13 protein-coding genes are annotated in these 14,877 nt (G+C 68.4%); 4 read left to right on the plus strand and 9 right to left on the minus strand.

Annotation, left to right across the window (positions count from 1 at the left end; translation table 11 throughout):
- A complete protein-coding gene (locus tag ACFU5K_RS00675) occupies nucleotides 1-1,161 on the minus strand; it encodes an HpcH/HpaI aldolase/citrate lyase family protein (RefSeq protein ID WP_384054981.1) in 1,161 nt (386 codons plus the stop codon).
- Nucleotides 1,162-1,372: 211 nt separating this feature from the next.
- On the opposite strand from ACFU5K_RS00675, the gene ACFU5K_RS00680 reads away from it, so the two are divergent.
- Nucleotides 1,373-2,251 (plus strand): TerD family protein, encoded by an 879-nt coding sequence (locus ACFU5K_RS00680; RefSeq protein ID WP_384054984.1) that lies wholly within the window; start codon nucleotides 1,373-1,375, stop codon nucleotides 2,249-2,251.
- 33 nt (nucleotides 2,252-2,284) lie between these two features.
- Here the strand turns inward: ACFU5K_RS00680 and ACFU5K_RS00685 are convergent, their stop codons facing one another.
- The 6 genes from ACFU5K_RS00685 to ACFU5K_RS00710 all read right to left on the minus strand — a co-directional run bounded on the left by ACFU5K_RS00685 (nucleotide 2,285) and on the right by ACFU5K_RS00710 (nucleotide 6,981).
- Complete coding sequence (locus ACFU5K_RS00685; RefSeq protein ID WP_384054986.1) at nucleotides 2,285-3,019, minus strand: Tellurium resistance; 735 nt, start codon at nucleotides 3,017-3,019, stop codon at nucleotides 2,285-2,287.
- Between the two features lie 158 nt (nucleotides 3,020-3,177).
- A complete protein-coding gene (locus ACFU5K_RS00690; protein WP_384054989.1) occupies nucleotides 3,178-4,326 on the minus strand; it encodes a DUF475 domain-containing protein in 1,149 nt (382 codons plus the stop codon).
- Between the two features lie 70 nt (nucleotides 4,327-4,396).
- Nucleotides 4,397-4,972, minus strand: a complete 576-nt coding sequence (locus ACFU5K_RS00695; RefSeq protein ID WP_014156474.1) for a TerD family protein — start codon at nucleotides 4,970-4,972, stop codon at nucleotides 4,397-4,399.
- A 148-nt stretch (nucleotides 4,973-5,120) separates the two neighbouring features.
- Nucleotides 5,121-5,696, minus strand: coding sequence for a TerD family protein (locus tag ACFU5K_RS00700; RefSeq protein ID WP_329036966.1), 576 nt, complete (start codon nucleotides 5,694-5,696; stop codon nucleotides 5,121-5,123).
- A gap of 221 nt (nucleotides 5,697-5,917) precedes the next feature.
- The gene (locus ACFU5K_RS00705; RefSeq protein WP_384054994.1) at nucleotides 5,918-6,376 is read right to left on the minus strand and encodes a peroxiredoxin; all 459 of its coding nucleotides are present in this window, start codon (nucleotides 6,374-6,376) and stop codon (nucleotides 5,918-5,920) included.
- A gap of 167 nt (nucleotides 6,377-6,543) precedes the next feature.
- On the minus strand, nucleotides 6,544-6,981 hold the full coding sequence (locus ACFU5K_RS00710) for a DUF3052 domain-containing protein (RefSeq protein WP_056784969.1): 438 nt from the start codon (nucleotides 6,979-6,981) through the stop codon (nucleotides 6,544-6,546).
- A gap of 483 nt (nucleotides 6,982-7,464) precedes the next feature.
- Between ACFU5K_RS00710 and aceE the strand changes: the two genes are divergently transcribed.
- Nucleotides 7,465-10,206: a pyruvate dehydrogenase (acetyl-transferring), homodimeric type gene (gene aceE, locus ACFU5K_RS00715; RefSeq protein ID WP_384054997.1), complete on the plus strand. Its 2,742-nt coding sequence runs from the start codon at nucleotides 7,465-7,467 to the stop codon at nucleotides 10,204-10,206.
- Between the two features lie 101 nt (nucleotides 10,207-10,307).
- On the opposite strand, the gene ACFU5K_RS00720 is transcribed toward aceE, so the two are convergent.
- Both ACFU5K_RS00720 and ACFU5K_RS00725 read right to left on the minus strand, forming a co-directional pair.
- Nucleotides 10,308-10,736, minus strand: a complete 429-nt coding sequence (locus ACFU5K_RS00720) for a peptidase inhibitor family I36 protein (protein WP_384055000.1) — start codon at nucleotides 10,734-10,736, stop codon at nucleotides 10,308-10,310.
- A gap of 208 nt (nucleotides 10,737-10,944) precedes the next feature.
- Nucleotides 10,945-12,432 carry an MFS transporter gene (locus tag ACFU5K_RS00725; protein ID WP_384055093.1) on the minus strand — a complete coding sequence of 496 codons (1,488 nt, stop codon included), beginning with the start codon at nucleotides 12,430-12,432 and terminating at the stop codon, nucleotides 10,945-10,947.
- A gap of 238 nt (nucleotides 12,433-12,670) precedes the next feature.
- Here ACFU5K_RS00725 and ACFU5K_RS00730 point away from each other — a divergent pair, with 238 nt between their 5' ends.
- Both ACFU5K_RS00730 and ACFU5K_RS00735 read left to right on the plus strand, forming a co-directional pair.
- Nucleotides 12,671-13,336 carry a TetR family transcriptional regulator gene (locus ACFU5K_RS00730; protein ID WP_384055003.1) on the plus strand — a complete coding sequence of 222 codons (666 nt, stop codon included), beginning with the start codon at nucleotides 12,671-12,673 and terminating at the stop codon, nucleotides 13,334-13,336.
- Between the two features lie 236 nt (nucleotides 13,337-13,572).
- Nucleotides 13,573-14,793, plus strand: coding sequence for an alpha/beta hydrolase (locus ACFU5K_RS00735; RefSeq protein WP_384055006.1), 1,221 nt, complete (start codon nucleotides 13,573-13,575; stop codon nucleotides 14,791-14,793).
- Nucleotides 14,794-14,877: the final 84 nt, after the last annotated feature.

A 14,877-nucleotide genomic window follows, 5' to 3' on the forward strand; every position in this document is an offset into this window, starting at 1 on the left:
TCAGTCCGTCACGCCTGCGGCCAGGAGTTCCACGAAGCCGACGTCCTCCCGTGCCACGCCGAAGACCTCGGCCCGCTGCAGGGTCCGTTCCGCCCAGGCGCGGTGCGGTTTCACTTCGTTCATTTTGTTCGTGTATGTGGAGCGCAGCACCCCGCCGCCGCCCCGCTCGGGCCGCAGGATGTCCCGGGCGTCGCTGTACTCCTCGTGACTGACGACGGACAGCGCGTGCACGGGCAGCACGTGGGAGGGGTGGATGCAGGTCTTGCCGAGCAGTCCGTTGGCCCGGTCCAGCTCGATCTCGCGCAGCAGCCCGTCGAGGTCGTGCTCGATGAGGGCGGTGCGCAGTTTCTCGGCCTGCCCTGCGAAGGGGCTGCGGCGCAGCTGGGGTTTGAACATCCGCTCCTGCAGCCGGAAGTACTCCCACACGGGTCCGGTGATGGTGAAACCGGACCCGTCCGCCCTGCCGAGGACGTTGACGACGTCGCCGATGACCGCGCTGACGATCTGGACGTCGTACGCCGTCATGTCCGGCGCGCGGCGCAGTCCGTAGGCGGAGCAGAAATCGGTGACCCCGAGCCGGAGCGCGAGGATCCGCTCGCGGTACTTGTCGACCGTGCGGGCGATACCCCGGAGGGTCTCGCCCCTGGTCTCCAGGTGCAGCAGTTCCGGCGACTCGAGGACGGGCATGGCGAACAGTCGGCGCCCGCTGCCCGCCTCGGCCTCGGTGAGGGCTTCGAGGAACAGCTCGCCACGCTCCTCCGTGAATTTCGGAAGTACGAATCCGGACAACAACCGGACAGAGCTGCCGAGCCGGCGCACGAGGTCGGAGATCTGCTGCGGATCACGGACCCTGATGAAGAGCAGAGGCACGTCGGCGGCCCGCTCCTCGAGGTCGGCGAACTGCCGGACGAGGTTGGCCTCGGCGTCCACCACTTCGGCGTCGTCGATGGAATCCTCCAGGCAGAGCACCATGGAGACGACGCCCTGGCTCACCTGTTTGATGACGTCGTCGGCCAGCCTGGGCCGCGTGGCAGGGCTGTAGAGAGTGGCTCCCAGGGCCGCGGACAGCACCTGGGCCGAGGAGCCGGCGGTGAACGCGCACGGCTGCCTGAAGAACAGGCCCTCTCGGACAGCGGGCGAGATGTGCCCGAAATGACGCATGTGGTTCCCCCGTACTGCCAGATAGACCGGACATCGTATGGCCGGTAATAGTACGTTCGGACGGGTGTCGCCGGTTCCCCGCGCATATGAACTTCGGGTAACCCCGGTGTATCGCGTACCCCGCGCGGCGCGCCTTCGTGCCCTGTGCGAGACCGGCCTGGCCTACTGGTTCGTACCCCCGCGTTGTCCGGGTGCCCCACCAGCAGGCAGGATGACCGCCATGACGCACGCGATGCTGAAGGGCTCGAACGTCCCTCTCGACGCCATGGCCGTACGGGCCGTGCTGCGCTGGACCCCGGGCGCCGGTGTGCCGGACGTGGACGCCTCCGCGCTTCTGCTCGGTTCCTCCGGTCGGGTGCGTTCCGACGAGGACTTCGTCTTCTACAACCAGCCGCGGCACCCTTCCGGTCTCGTGCGGCGACTGCCCAAGCGCAGCTCCCCCGACGGGCTCACGGACACGATCGAGGCTGACCTCTCCGCACTCGACCCGTCCGTGGACCAGGTGGTCATCGCGGCGTCCTGCGACGAGGCCGCGTTCGAACGCGTGCACGACCTGCGGATATCGCTGTACGACGCGGCCTCGGCGGACGGTGAGCCGCTGGCGGTCTTCGACGTTCGGGCCGAGACCGGCGAGGAGACGGCGGTCATCTGCGGCGAGCTCTACAGGCGCGGCGAGGGCTGGAAGTTCCGCGCCGTGGGCCAGGGCTACCCCACGGGTCTCGTGGGACTGGCCACCGCCTTCGGGATCTCGGTGGACGAGGCCGAGGCGGCTGCCGAGCCCGGGACCGCCGCCGGGAGCGACCCATCCGCGTCCGGCCATACCCTGCCGGAGGCGGGCGCACCCGAGCCCGACAGCCAGGCCACGGTGCAGCACCAGCAGCCCGCGTACGGCTACCCGCAGCCGGCCGCGGCGTCCCAGGGCTCCTACGGATACCCGCAGCCCTCCACGGCCGCCCAGCCCGCTTACGGATACCCGCAGCCCGCCGCCCAGCCGGCGTACGGCTACCCGCAGCCCGCGGCAGCGGCGGCGCACGCGGCCGACCCGAACTTCGTGCTGCCCCCGCAGGGTCCGCAGTTCCTCCGGTCCTGAACCGGCGCCGCGGTCGCCCTTGACGGCGCCCACTCAGGCCCGCGTCTTGTAGCCGCGTCCCCACTGCATACCGAAGCCGTACATGCGGTCCAGCTCCGACTGGAAGCCGTAGACGAACTTGACCTCGCGCCGCACGACCAGCTCGCCCTTGGTGTTGTCCACGGTGAACACCGCGCACGAGCGGGCCTGCGGGGCGCGCTCGTCGAGCTCGATCTCGATGCGCGGACCGTTGCCCGGGTAGAGCGTCACCTTCGCGTGCGTGCGGTCGAAGGCCGGGGTCTGGTCGTAGATGTACACGAAGAACAACAGTCGCTTGATCTCGTCACGCTTGTCGAGGTTCACGTAGACGGTCTCGCCGGAGGGCGCCCCGAACCGGTCGTCCCCGCTGAGCCGGATGTACGGCGCCGAGTTCAGGTCACCGATGAGGTTGCCCAGCGGCTGCACCACGCCCTTGGTGCCGTCCGCGAGTTCGTACATGCAGCCCAGGTCGAGGTCCACGTTGACCATGCCCTGGGTGTGGGCCTGGACCACGTCGGGCTTGAAGAGCTTCAGCGGGCGGAGCAACCGGCCGCTCTGCTGCGACCTCCCGCCGATGTCCGAGGTACGCATGCGCCACGACAGGTTGACGCGCAGATTGCCGGACAGCGCGCCCTGCTTGATCAGCGAGATCGTCGCGTTGCGCCTGGAGAGCAGGATGGAGTTCGTCGCGGAGTTACCCGACTCGAACTGTGCTGCCCGCCGCGGAAACAGGCCGTCCCAGAACGCCATCCCAACCCCCATGTATCCGTAGTGCTTCCCGAGCCGGCGCAATTCCGCCCGCGCGCCCCGCACGTCACTGCGGGGCGGCCGACGGGCCGGTTCCGGGTGTTCCCGAAACCGCCGACATGGCCGCCCCGCAGAGAGAGCGTTCCTCATTCCCTACCGGGTCACACCCCGGAGGAGACTTCCGCCTTGGAATCGGAGCCGTCGCCGTCGCCGCCGGCCGCTTCGATCGCCTTGTTGCGCCGGATCGAGGACCAGAAGGACCAGGCGATCAGGACGACGCCGACGAGACCGGTGATGATCTCGTTGATCTCGTACTGGATGGTGACGAGCAGGATGATCGACAGGGCGCCGATCGCGTAGTGCGCGCCGTGCTCCAGGTAGACGTAGTCGTCCAGGGTGCCCTGACGCACCAGGTACACGGTGAGCGAACGGACGTACAGGGCACCGATACCGAGGCCGAGGGCCATCAGCACGATCTCGTTGGTGATGGCGAAGGCCCCGATGACGCCGTCGAACGAGAAGGACGCGTCGAGGACCTCGAGGTAGAGGAACATGAAGAACGCGGCCTTGCCGGCCAGCACCACCGCGGCCACCGGCTTCCCGGACTTCCTGGCTTCTTCCTCCGCCTCCTGCTCGCGCTCCTCCTCCGCCTCGAGCTTGTCCTCGAAGAATCCGGACAGGCCGCCGACCACGAGATAGGTGATCAGGCCGGCGATACCGGAGAGCAGCACGGTCGACGTCTTGTCGGCGTGCCCGCCGCCGTGCTGGTGGGCGTGGGTCGCGAACGTGAGCGCGCTGATCAGCAGCACGATGAGCGCGACGCAGACCGACAGCATGTCGACCTTGCCGAGCTTGGCGAGCGGACGCTCGATCCAGCGCAGCCACTGGATGTCACGGTCCTCGAAGATGAAGTCGAGGAAGATCATGAGCAGGAACATTCCACCGAACGCGGCGATCGACGGATGGGCGTCCGTGACCAGTTCCTTGTACATGTCAGGGTCGTTGAACGAGAGGTCGACGGCCTCGATCGGACCCAGCTTGGCGCTGATGGCGACGATCACGACGGGGAAGACCAGCCGCATACCGAAGACGGCGATGAGGACACCGATGGTGAGGAAGATCCTCTGCCAGAAGGCATTCATCTTCTTCAGGATCCCGGCGTTGATCACCGCGTTGTCGAAGGACAGCGAGATCTCGAGGACCGACAGGATCGCGACGACGCCGAACGCCTGCCACCCCCCGTAGAACACCGCTGCGACCAGACCGAGCGCGGTGAACGCGATCGACCAGCCGAAGGTTTTCAGAAGCACTGGCTACCCCATCGTGTGTGTAACGGGTCTCCCCCGGTGTGCACGGGGCTCCCCCGCGCCGTGCGCGGCTTTACGAAACGTTGACCCCGAAGTCTAGAGCGATGCCCCGAAGCCCTGACGCGTACCCCTGCCCCACTGCACGGAATTTCCACTCCCCGCCGTACCGATAGAGCTCACCGAAGATCATCGCCGTCTCCGTCGAAGCGTCCTCGGTGAGGTCGTACCGTGCCAGTTCCTGACCGTCCGCCTGGTTCACCACGCGGATGAAGGCATTGCTGACCTGCCCGAAGGTCTGCCCACGATTGTCGGCTTCATGGATCGAGACCGGGAAAAGAATCTTGTCGCAGTGCGCGGGCACCTGCGTCAGGTTCACGATGACGGACTCGTCGTCGCCGTCACCCTCACCCGTGAGGTTGTCACCGGTGTGCTCGACGGATCCGTCGGGGCTGGTGAGGTTGTTGTAGAACACGAACCACTCGTCGCCGAGAACCCGGCCCGACTGGCACAGCAGCGCGCTGGCGTCGAGGTCGAAGTCGGCTCCCGTCGTGGATCGTGCGTCCCAGCCGAGCCCGACCAGCACCTGCGTGAGGTTGGGTGCGGCCTTGGAGAGGGAGACATTGCCTCCCTTGGCGAGCGTGACGCCCATGGTGTGTCCTCCCCGAGTCGATGGACGGTCTCTCCAGCGGCACGGCGCCGCCGGACGCGGGGCGCTCTGCCTAGCGCGTCCGGCGCCGCACGTGGTGCGACGCCGGACGCGATGGAGCCGAAGGGCCCGGAGTCTCTCCGGGCCGGAATCAGACGTTGACGCCGAAGTCCTGCGCGATACCGCGCAGACCCGAGGCGTACCCCTGGCCGATGGCACGGAACTTCCACTCCGCGCCGTTGCGGTAGAGCTCGCCGAAGACCATCGCGGTCTCCGTCGAGGCGTCCTCGCTGAGGTCGTAGCGGGCGAGTTCGCTGTTGTCCGCCTGGTTCACCACGCGGATGTAGGCGTTGCGCACCTGGCCGAAGCTCTGCTGGCGGGTCTCTGCCTCGTAGATCGACACCGGGAAGACGATCTTGTCGACGTCGGCCGGGACACCGGCGAGGTTGACCTTGATGACCTCGTCGTCGCCCTCGCCCTCACCGGTGAGGTTGTCACCGGTGTGCTCGACGGATCCGTCGGGGCTCTTGAGGTTGTTGAAGAAGACGAAATTCCCGTCGCTGCCGACCTTGCCCTCGGTGTTCGTCAGCAGTGCGCTGGCATCGAGGTCGAAGTCACCGCCGGTGGTCGTACGGGCATCCCAGCCCAGACCGACGATGACCGCTGTCAGGTTCGGCGCGGCCTTGGTCAGCGAGACGTTGCCGCCCTTGCTGAGGCTGACTCCCACGAGTCCTCCAAAAGTTTTGAGAGGGCCGGCAGACACCAGCACCCCCGTCGTGCGTTGGCATCGGATCAACGATTGGATCCTAGTGACCGGTTCCCTGCCAAAACAGGCTTTTGGCCGGTCGCCGCCAGGAGATCCCCGGATCCGGGAGGTCGCAAACCCGGGATCCCGCACATCACGGGCCCCGGACCCCGCACCGGGCGGGCGGGCGGGGGCTCCGCGGATCAGAGCGAGTCGAGCGCCTTGATGTAGTCGTTCAGGTCACGCGCGTCCGGAAGGCCGTTGACGACGGTCCAGCGGACCACGCCCTCCTTGTCGATGACGAAGGTGCCGCGCACCGCGCAGCCCTTCTCCTCGTCGAAGACGCCGTAGGCCCGCGATGCCGCCCCGTGCGGCCAGAAGTCCGAGAGCAGCGGGTACTCGAGCCCTTCCTGCTCGGCGAAGACGCGCAGCGTGTGGATCGAGTCGTTGGAGACGGCGAGCAACTGGGTGTCGTCGTTCTCGAACCTCGGCAGCTCGTCGCGGAGCGCGCAGAGCTCGCCCGTGCAGACGCCGGTGAAGGCGAACGGGTAGAAGAGCAGCACCACGTTCTTCTCGCCACGGAAGTCGGCGAGCCTCACGGTCCGCCCGTGGTTGTCCTTCAGCTCGAAGTCCGGAGCCTCTGTACCGACCTCGACCGCCATGTCTACGCATCCCTTCACCGGCGTCACCACTTCCCCGGCATGGGCCGTCCGGGTGACACCCACCCTACGCAGCGGCCCAGCCGGACACGCGCAGGCCCCGCCCGGCCCGCACGAAGACCCCCGGCGGCGTGATGCCGCCGGGGGCCCCGGTGGTGTTGGAAGAGCCCTCAGCGCTTGGCCTTGGCCCCCTTGGGAGTGACCAGACGGCTGCCCGTCCAGTCCTTGCCCGCGCTGATGCTCTTGGTCTGGGCGAGACCAGCTGTCTGGGCAGCCTCGTTGATATCGCTCGGTTCGACGTATCCGTCGCGGCCGGTCTTGGGCGTCAGCAGCCAGACCGCCCCACCGTCCTCGATCAGACCGATGGCATCCACCAGCGCGTCCGTAAGGTCGCCGTCCTCGTCACGGAACCAGAGCAGGACGACGTCGGCGACGTCGTCGTAGTCCTCGTCGACGAGTTCCTGGCCGATTGTGGCCTCAATGCCCTCACGGAGCTCCTGCTCGACGTCGTCGTCGTAGCCGATCTCCTGGACCACCTGTCCGGGTTCGAACCCAAGCCTCGCGGCCGTGTTGGTCCGTTCCTCCGCGTGGTCCGCGGTCGCGCTCACGGGTTGCCTCCTGATCATGTTTCGGAAAATGCTTCAGCCACGCGCGTGCGCGGGGCATTGGCCGTAGTCCACACGGGCTCAGCGAATCGCGCAAGTACCCGGCGTCCGAGACCGCCTAAACGGTGACGTTCCCTGCCACGTCGCCGCCGTCTCCGGCATGTCTCCTACGGGCCCGGAAAAGGTGTCCGGACCCTTTGCGTCCTTCCTCAGCTTATGCCGTTTCGCTCCGCCATTCGGATTCGAACGGGCTTTGGGAACGCTTGGCCGGGTCGGGCGTATGGTTGCGGTTTGAGCCGGACCGTCCCCAGCGGTGCTGATACTCATGCCCCGGACACGGCTTCCGCGAACTTTGTGTTACCCCACAGTAGAGATGACGTTTAGGTCCTCGCGGTACACGATGGAAGCGGCGTACAGCAGCCGTCACGGGGGTACGTTCCCCGCAACCAGGCCCTGAAGAGCACCACCGAACAGCGAAGGAACAGCGTGGCTTCCGGATCAGATCGCAACCCGATCATCATTGGCGGCCTTCCGAGCCAGGTCCCGGACTTCGATCCAGAAGAGACCCAGGAATGGCTGGACTCCCTCGACGCCGCCGTCGACGAGCGGGGCCGTGAGCGTGCCCGCTACCTGATGCTCCGACTCATCGAGCGCGCGCGCGAGAGGCGCGTCGCCGTGCCGGAGATGCGCAGCACCGACTACGTCAACACCATCGCCACGAAGGACGAGCCCTTCTTCCCCGGCGACGAGGAAATCGAGCGCAAGGTCCTCAACGCGACCCGGTGGAACGCAGCGGTGATGGTCTCCCGCGCCCAGCGTCCCGGGATCGGGGTCGGCGGCCACATCGCCACCTTCGCTTCGTCCGCCTCGCTGTACGACGTGGGCTTCAACCACTTCTTCCGCGGCAAGGACGACGGCCGCGGCGGCGACCAGATCTTCTTCCAGGGGCACGCGTCCCCGGGCATCTACGCCCGCGCGTTCCTGCTGGACCGGCTCAGCGAGGCGCAGCTCGACGGCTTCCGCCAGGAGAAGTCCAAGGCCGGGCACGCGCTGTCCAGCTACCCTCACCCGCGGTCGATGCCGGACTTCTGGGAGTTCCCGACCGTCTCGATGGGCCTCGGCCCGCTCGGTGCGATCTACCAGGCGCGGATGAACCGCTACATGGAGGCACGCGGCATCGCCGACACCTCCGACTCGCACGTCTGGGCCTACCTCGGCGACGGCGAGATGGACGAGCCCGAGTCGCTCGGTCAGCTCTCCATCGCCGCGCGCGAGGGCCTGGACAACCTCACCTTCGTGGTGAACTGCAACCTGCAACGCCTGGACGGTCCGGTACGCGGCAACGGCAAGATCATCCAGGAGCTGGAGTCCCAGTTCCGTGGCGCCGGCTGGAACGTCATCAAGCTGGTCTGGGACCGCTCCTGGGACCCGCTGCTGGCACAGGACCGCACGGGCATCCTGGTCAACAAGCTGAACACGACCCCGGACGGCCAGTTCCAGACGTACGCCACCGAGACCGGCGCGTACATCCGCGACCACTTCTTCGGTGACGACCCGCGGCTGCGCGACATGGTCAAGGACATGTCCGACCAGCAGATCCTGCACCTCGGGCGCGGCGGCCACGACCACCGCAAGGTCTACGCGGCGTACGCGGCGGCCAAGGCCCACAAGGGCCAGCCGACAGTGATCCTGGCGCAGACGGTCAAGGGCTGGACCCTCGGGCCGAACTTCGAGGGCCGCAACGCGACCCACCAGATGAAGAAGCTCACGGCGGGCGACCTCAAGCGCTTCCGTGACCGCCTGCACATCCCGATCGCGGACAAGCAGCTCGAGGACGGCAACCCGCCGTACTACCACCCGGGCCGCGACTCGGAGGAGATCCAGTACATGCACGACCGCCGCCAGGGCCTGGGCGGCTACGTCCCGACCCGGGTGGTGCGAGCGAAGCCGCTGCCGCTTCCCGATGACAAGGCGTACGCGACCGCGAAGAAGGGTTCGGGCCAGCAGTCCATCGCCACGACCATGGCGTTCGTCCGTATCCTGAAGGACCTCATGCGGGACAAGGAGATCGGCAAGCGTTTCGTGCTGATCGCCCCCGACGAGTACCGCACCTTCGGCATGGACGCGTTCTTCCCGAGTGCGAAGATCTACAACCCGCTCGGCCAGCAGTACGAGTCGGTGGACCGCGAGCTCCTCCTTGCGTACAAGGAGTCGCCGACCGGTCAGATGCTGCACGACGGCATCTCCGAGGCGGGCTGCACCGCCTCACTGATCGCCGCGGGCTCCGCGTACGCCACGCACGGCGAGCCGCTGATCCCGGTGTACGTCTTCTACTCGATGTTCGGTTTCCAGCGCACCGGTGACCAGTTCTGGCAGATGGCCGATCAGCTCTCGCGGGGCTTCGTACTGGGCGCGACGGCCGGCCGTACGACGCTGACGGGTGAGGGTCTCCAGCACGCGGACGGCCACTCGCAGCTCCTCGCGTCGACCAACCCCGCCTGTGTGTCCTACGACCCGGCGTTCGGATACGAGATCGCGCACATCGTGAAGGACGGTCTGCGCCGGATGTACGGCGGCGCCCCCGACGAGAACGAGGACGTCTTCTACTACCTCACCGTCTACAACGAGCCGATCCAGCACCCCGCCGAGCCCGCCGACGTGGATGTCGAGGGCATCCTCAAGGGTGTGCACCGCTACCGCGCCGGCGAGAAGGGCCAGATCCCGGCCCAGATCCTGGCGTCCGGTGTCGCGGTCCCGTGGGCGATCGAGGCGCAGCGGATCCTCGCCGACGAGTGGAACGTGAAGGCGGACGTCTGGTCGGCGACCTCCTGGAACGAGCTGCGCCGGGAAGCCGTGGAGGTGGAGCGCCACAACCTGCTCCACCCGGAGGAGGAACAGCGCGTCCCCTACGTGACGGAGAAGCTGTCCGGCTCCCAGGGCCCGTTCGTCGCGGTCTCGGACTGGATGCGTTCCGTGCCGGACCAGATCGCGCGCTGGATCCCCGGCGCGTACCAGTCGCTGGGCGCCGACGGCTTCGGCTTCGCGGACACCCGTGGTGCGGCCCGGCGCTTCTTCCACATCGACGCGCAGTCGATCGTGCTGGCGGTGCTCACCGAGCTGGCCAAGGAAGGCAAGATCGACCGTTCGGCACTGAAGACGGCGCTCGACCGGTACGAGCTGCTTGACGTGGCCGCGGCGGGTCCCGGCCCGGCAGGCGGCGACGCGTAGCACCCCTGGCGGGGGACCGGAGGGCGGCGGGGCTTCACGGCTCAGCCGCCCTCCGGCGTTGCGTCACCCGCGCGCCGGACCGCTCCCCTACGCGGCCCCGGTCAGCTCTCCCAGATCTTGAACGCCCGCACCGTGTAGGGCGACCGGGGCACCCACGTGCCGCTGCCGGGGTAGGTCTCGAACTCGCCGGTCTCGGCGCACTCCCCCGACTGATAGGTGGTGACGGGGCGTCCGGTCCGGTTCACGAGTGCCTGGGCATGACGGCCGGCCGGGAGCGGGACACAGCTCTCGATGTCGACGGTGGCCAGCTCGTGGGCCTGCGTGGCCCCCGAGAAGCCGGGCTTGGTCCAGGGGCAGAGCTGGCCCGCACCGCACGGCGCGAGCCCGGTGGGTGCGGCCTGGGGCGCGCTGCGGGCACGCTGGTGCCCCGCGGGGCCGGGAGGGACGGCGGGCGCGGCGCCCGAGGCCAGGGCCGTGGCCGGGACGAACGCGGTGGCCGCCAGGGTGGCGGCGAGAACGGTCGTACGCATGGTGAATCAACCCCCGTGGTCGAGCGAGCCGGGCGGCTCGCATGTCCGCACTCTGACCTGCGGGACCGCGGGCCGGGAAGGGGCCGTGCCATGGACCACCCTGATAGGCGACAGCCCCGCCGGGACCTTCCGGCGGGGCTGTCGGGTGCGCCGTGTTGACGCGGAGCGAACCGGGACCGACCGGCGCGGGCCGGCACATGACACGGAGTCAGATGTGGCCTGCGCCCACGCCTGCCTCGGCGTTCGTACCGCGCTTGGTCAGGGTGGCGACCAGTGCCGCGACCACGGCGACGATGCCGGCGACCATGAAGGCGGAACTCATACCCGACACGAACGTGTCATGGGCGACGTCCGAGATCTTCGCGGCGATCTCCGGCGGGGTGCCCGGGGCGATCGGCGGCATGCCGACCTTGATGGCGGAGGACGCCTGGTCCAGCTGGGCCGGGGTGACCGGCGGGAGTTCCGCGGCCTTCCAGTTGTCGCCCAGCTTCGCGTCGACCTGAGAGGCCATGACGGCGCCCAGGACGGCGGTGCCGAGGCTGCCGCCGACCTGCATGGCCGCCTGCTGGAGCCCGCCCGCGACACCGGAGAGCTCCATCGGCGCGTTGCCCACGATGACCTCGGTGGCCCCGACCATCACCGGCGCGAGGCCGAAGCCGAGGAGAGCGAACCAGAGCGACATGGTCAGGGTGCCGGTGACGACGGTCAGCTGCGACATGCCGAACATGGCGACGGCGACGGACACCATTCCGCCGACGAGCGGTACGCGGGGGCCGTACCTGGTGATGGCGGCTCCGGCGAGCGGCGAGCCGACGATCATCATCCCGGTCAGCGGCAGCAGGTGCAGACCGCTGTCGACCGGGCTCATGCCGTGGACGTTCTGCAGGTAGAAGGTGACGAAGAACAGGCCGCCCATGAAGGCGAAGGCCATCAGCACCATCAGGACCACACCGGCCGACAGCGGCACGGAGCGGAACATGGCGAGGGGGATCAGCGGCTCTCGGACGTTCTTCTGGGCGAGCGCGAACACGCCGAACAGGACCAGCGAGGCGCCCAGGAAGCCGAGGGTCTTCGGGTCTCCCCAGCCCCATTCGGAGCCCTTGATCAGTGACCAGATCAGGCAGAACATCGCCAGGGACAGCAGGACGATGCCGCCGATGTCGAAGGACCTCGGCGCGTTGGCCGCGCGGTGGTCCCTGAGGATCACGAGCCCGAAGACGAGCGCGATCACACCGACGGGCACATTGATGAAGAACACGGACTGCCAGCTGACGTGCTCCACGAGCACCCCGCCGAGGATGGGTCCGCCCGCGGTCGAGGCGCCGATGACCATGCCCCAGATGCCGATCGCCATGTTCAGCTTCTCGGCGGGGAAGGTCGCCCGCAGCAGGCCCAGTGCCGCAGGCATCAGCAGCGCGCCGAACAGGCCCTGCAGCACGCGGAAGACGATCACCAGGAGCACGCTGTCGGAGAGGCCGATGGCCGCCGACGCGGCGGCGAATCCGGCGATCCCTATCAGGAACGTCTGGCGGTGGCCGAACCGGTCACCGAGCTTGCCCGCGGTGATCAGGGAGACCGCGAGGGCGAGCATGTAGCCGTTGGTGATCCACTGGACGTCGGCGAGCGAGGCGCCCAGGTCCTGCTGGATGACGGGGTTGGCGATCGCGACGATCGTGCCGTCGAGCGCCACCATCATCACGCCGATGGCGACCGCGAAGAGCGTCAGCCAGGGGTGGCCGCGCAACCCTTTCGCCGGTGCGGGGACGAGAGTGTCCGCAGGCTCCCGCGGCGCCTTTTCGACAGTGGTCTGACTAGTCATGCGCAGGAGATTATGTCAGCCACTGACAGTCGACAAACCAATTCACACGACAGTAACCGTCACGTAGCTCACAGGTAGGCTGATCTGCGCAAAGCAGTGGAAAGAGGTCCAGCACGTGACACGCAGGCAGACATCGGGCCCCGCCCCGGGAGCCCCGGCCGGATTGCGCGAGCGCAAGAAGCAGCGCACCCGCGAGGCCCTGTTGCGGGCCGCCCTCAAGCTCTTCACCGCCCAGGGGTACGACCGGACCACCGTCGACGAGATCGCCGACGCCGTCGAGGTCTCCCAGCGCACCTTCTTCCGCTACTTCGCCACCAAGGAGGCGGCCGTCTTCGCCGTCCAGGACGCGATCGAGGCACGTTTCCTCGACGAACTCCGTCAACGGCCCGCCGCGGAGACCCCTTTGGAGGCAATGCGCCGCTCGATCCTGATCGCCTGGAACACCATCTCCGAGGCAGCCGGGAGCGAGGTGACGGTCGAACTCCAGATGCGCACTTACCGGATGATCGAATCGACCCCGGCACTGCTCGCCGCCCACATGCGGCGGAGCGTCGGCCTGGAAGGTCAGACCGCACTGGTGATCGCGGAGCGTGAGGGCCTGGACCCGGAGACGGATCCTCGCCCGCGGGTGGCCGTCGCGGCGTTCTCGGGTGTCATGCGGCTGACCGGACAGCTGTGGAGCGGCAGGCAGGACACCAGCGTGGAAGCACTCAGGGAACTGACCGAGCTCCACCTGGATCACCTCGGACCTGCGCTCTCGGAGAAGTGGCGCGCCGCGTAGGACTTTCCTTACCCGAACCGCACACACGTGCCAGACGCCTCACCGGGCCGGCATGGCCGAAATCACAACGCCCGGAACATTTCCGTCCTTTCGGACATACGGGAGTCGCTCGATGCGCCTGAGTGTGCGTCCGGTGCGCACGGAGCGTGAGAGACGGGTAGTCAATTCCCCTCGGGTGCGTGATCCGTGTCACCCCTGCGACGGCCTCGGGTGCGCGTCTCCTAGGGTGGGGCGCAGTGACTTCCTTCGACTCCTCTCCCACGCTCACCGCATGGCGCGCGCTGCTCGCCATCGCGGTCGTGTTCGTGATGCTGGCGACCACCGGATGGACCGCCGTGCGTCACCAGCACGCAGCCGCGCCGCGCGAGATCGCGCTCGCTTCCTGGGCGAAGGACCGCATAGCCGGTCACGCGCTCCCGGACGCCGAAGCCCCCGCCTACCAGCTGGCCCACTTCTTCGCGACGCTCACGGCGGGCCAGCAGGTGGCCCTCGCCGACAAGTACCCGCTCGTGGTGGGGAATCTGAACGGCGCGCCGGCCGCCCTGCGCTACCGGGCCAACCGGCACGCACTGGCGGAGGCGGAGACCTCGGAGCAGCAGCGCGCGAAGGACGTGCGGCTCTCGCCGGACGGGCGCCGGCAGGCCGTGCTCCGGCTGGAGCGCTTCCGTTCGCTCCTCGCGGGGGACCGCCAGATCCTCGCCTTCGACCCCGCGGGCCGCGGCCGGGCGGCCGAGGTCTTCGGTGACCTCGACCGGGCCGACCGGGTCTCGGTCGTGGTGCCCGGGGTGGACACGAATCTGCTGACCCTGGAACGCACCGGCCTCAAGGAGAACGCGGCACCCGTCGGCATGGCGCGGTCGCTGTACGGCGCGGAGCGCTCGGCGCGCCCCGGATCCCGTACGGCGGTCATCGCCTGGGCCGATTACACGGCGCCCGCCGGCATCGGCATGGACGCGGTGCTGGGAGGACTCGCCAAGGAGGGTGCGGAGCGACTGAACGCACTGGTGAGCGGGCTGCCAGGGCTCTCGGACGTCACGCTGGTCTGCCACAGCTACGGTTCCGTGCTGTGCGGAGTGGCCGCCCGCGACCTGCCGTCCAGGGTGTCCGACATCGCGGTCGCGGGAAGCCCGGGGATGCGCGCGGACAATGCGGCCGCGCTCCACACCCGGGCGAGGATCTGGGCGATGCGGGACAGCGGCGACTGGATCGCCGATGTGCCCAACCTGGCGGTCGGCGGACTGGGACACGGCGCCGATCCGGTCGATCCGGACTTCGGTGCGCGGATCGTGTCCGCGAGCGGCGCGACCGGGCACAGCGGCTACTTCGAGCCGGGCACGGAGAGTCTCGACAACTTCGCCGCGATCGGCGTGGGCGCTTATGACTCGGTCAGTTGCGCACGCAGCGATCAGGCGTGCCACCGGGAGATTTCCGGTGACGCGGACGGCCGACGCGCGTAGAAACACGTCTGACGCGCGTAGAGACGGCGAACGGCCTGCCCGATTTCGCCTGTACCGAGGGGGGACGTGCGGGGCCGTGCCACA

It is taken from the genome of Streptomyces sp. NPDC057428, assembly GCF_042803195.1.
In the GTDB taxonomy this organism is placed as follows: Bacteria; Actinomycetota; Actinomycetes; order Streptomycetales; family Streptomycetaceae; genus Streptomyces.

Excerpts from the sequence above, each read along its gene's own strand:
- ACFU5K_RS00675 (WP_384054981.1), bottom strand. The coding sequence starts at position 1,161 with ATGCGTCATTTCGGGCACATCTCGCCCGCTGTCCGAGAGGGCCTGTTC.
- ACFU5K_RS00680 (WP_384054984.1), top strand. The coding sequence starts at position 1,373 with ATGACCGCCATGACGCACGCGATGCTGAAGGGCTCGAACGTCCCTCTC.
- ACFU5K_RS00685 (WP_384054986.1), bottom strand. The coding sequence starts at position 3,019 with ATGGCGTTCTGGGACGGCCTGTTTCCGCGGCGGGCAGCACAGTTCGAG.
- ACFU5K_RS00695 (WP_014156474.1), bottom strand. The coding sequence starts at position 4,972 with ATGGGCGTCACGCTCGCCAAGGGAGGCAATGTCTCCCTCTCCAAGGCC.
- ACFU5K_RS00705 (WP_384054994.1), bottom strand. The coding sequence starts at position 6,376 with ATGGCGGTCGAGGTCGGTACAGAGGCTCCGGACTTCGAGCTGAAGGAC.
- ACFU5K_RS00720 (WP_384055000.1), bottom strand. The coding sequence starts at position 10,736 with ATGCGTACGACCGTTCTCGCCGCCACCCTGGCGGCCACCGCGTTCGTC.
- ACFU5K_RS00725 (WP_384055093.1), bottom strand. The coding sequence starts at position 12,432 with ATGATGGTGGCGCTCGACGGCACGATCGTCGCGATCGCCAACCCCGTC.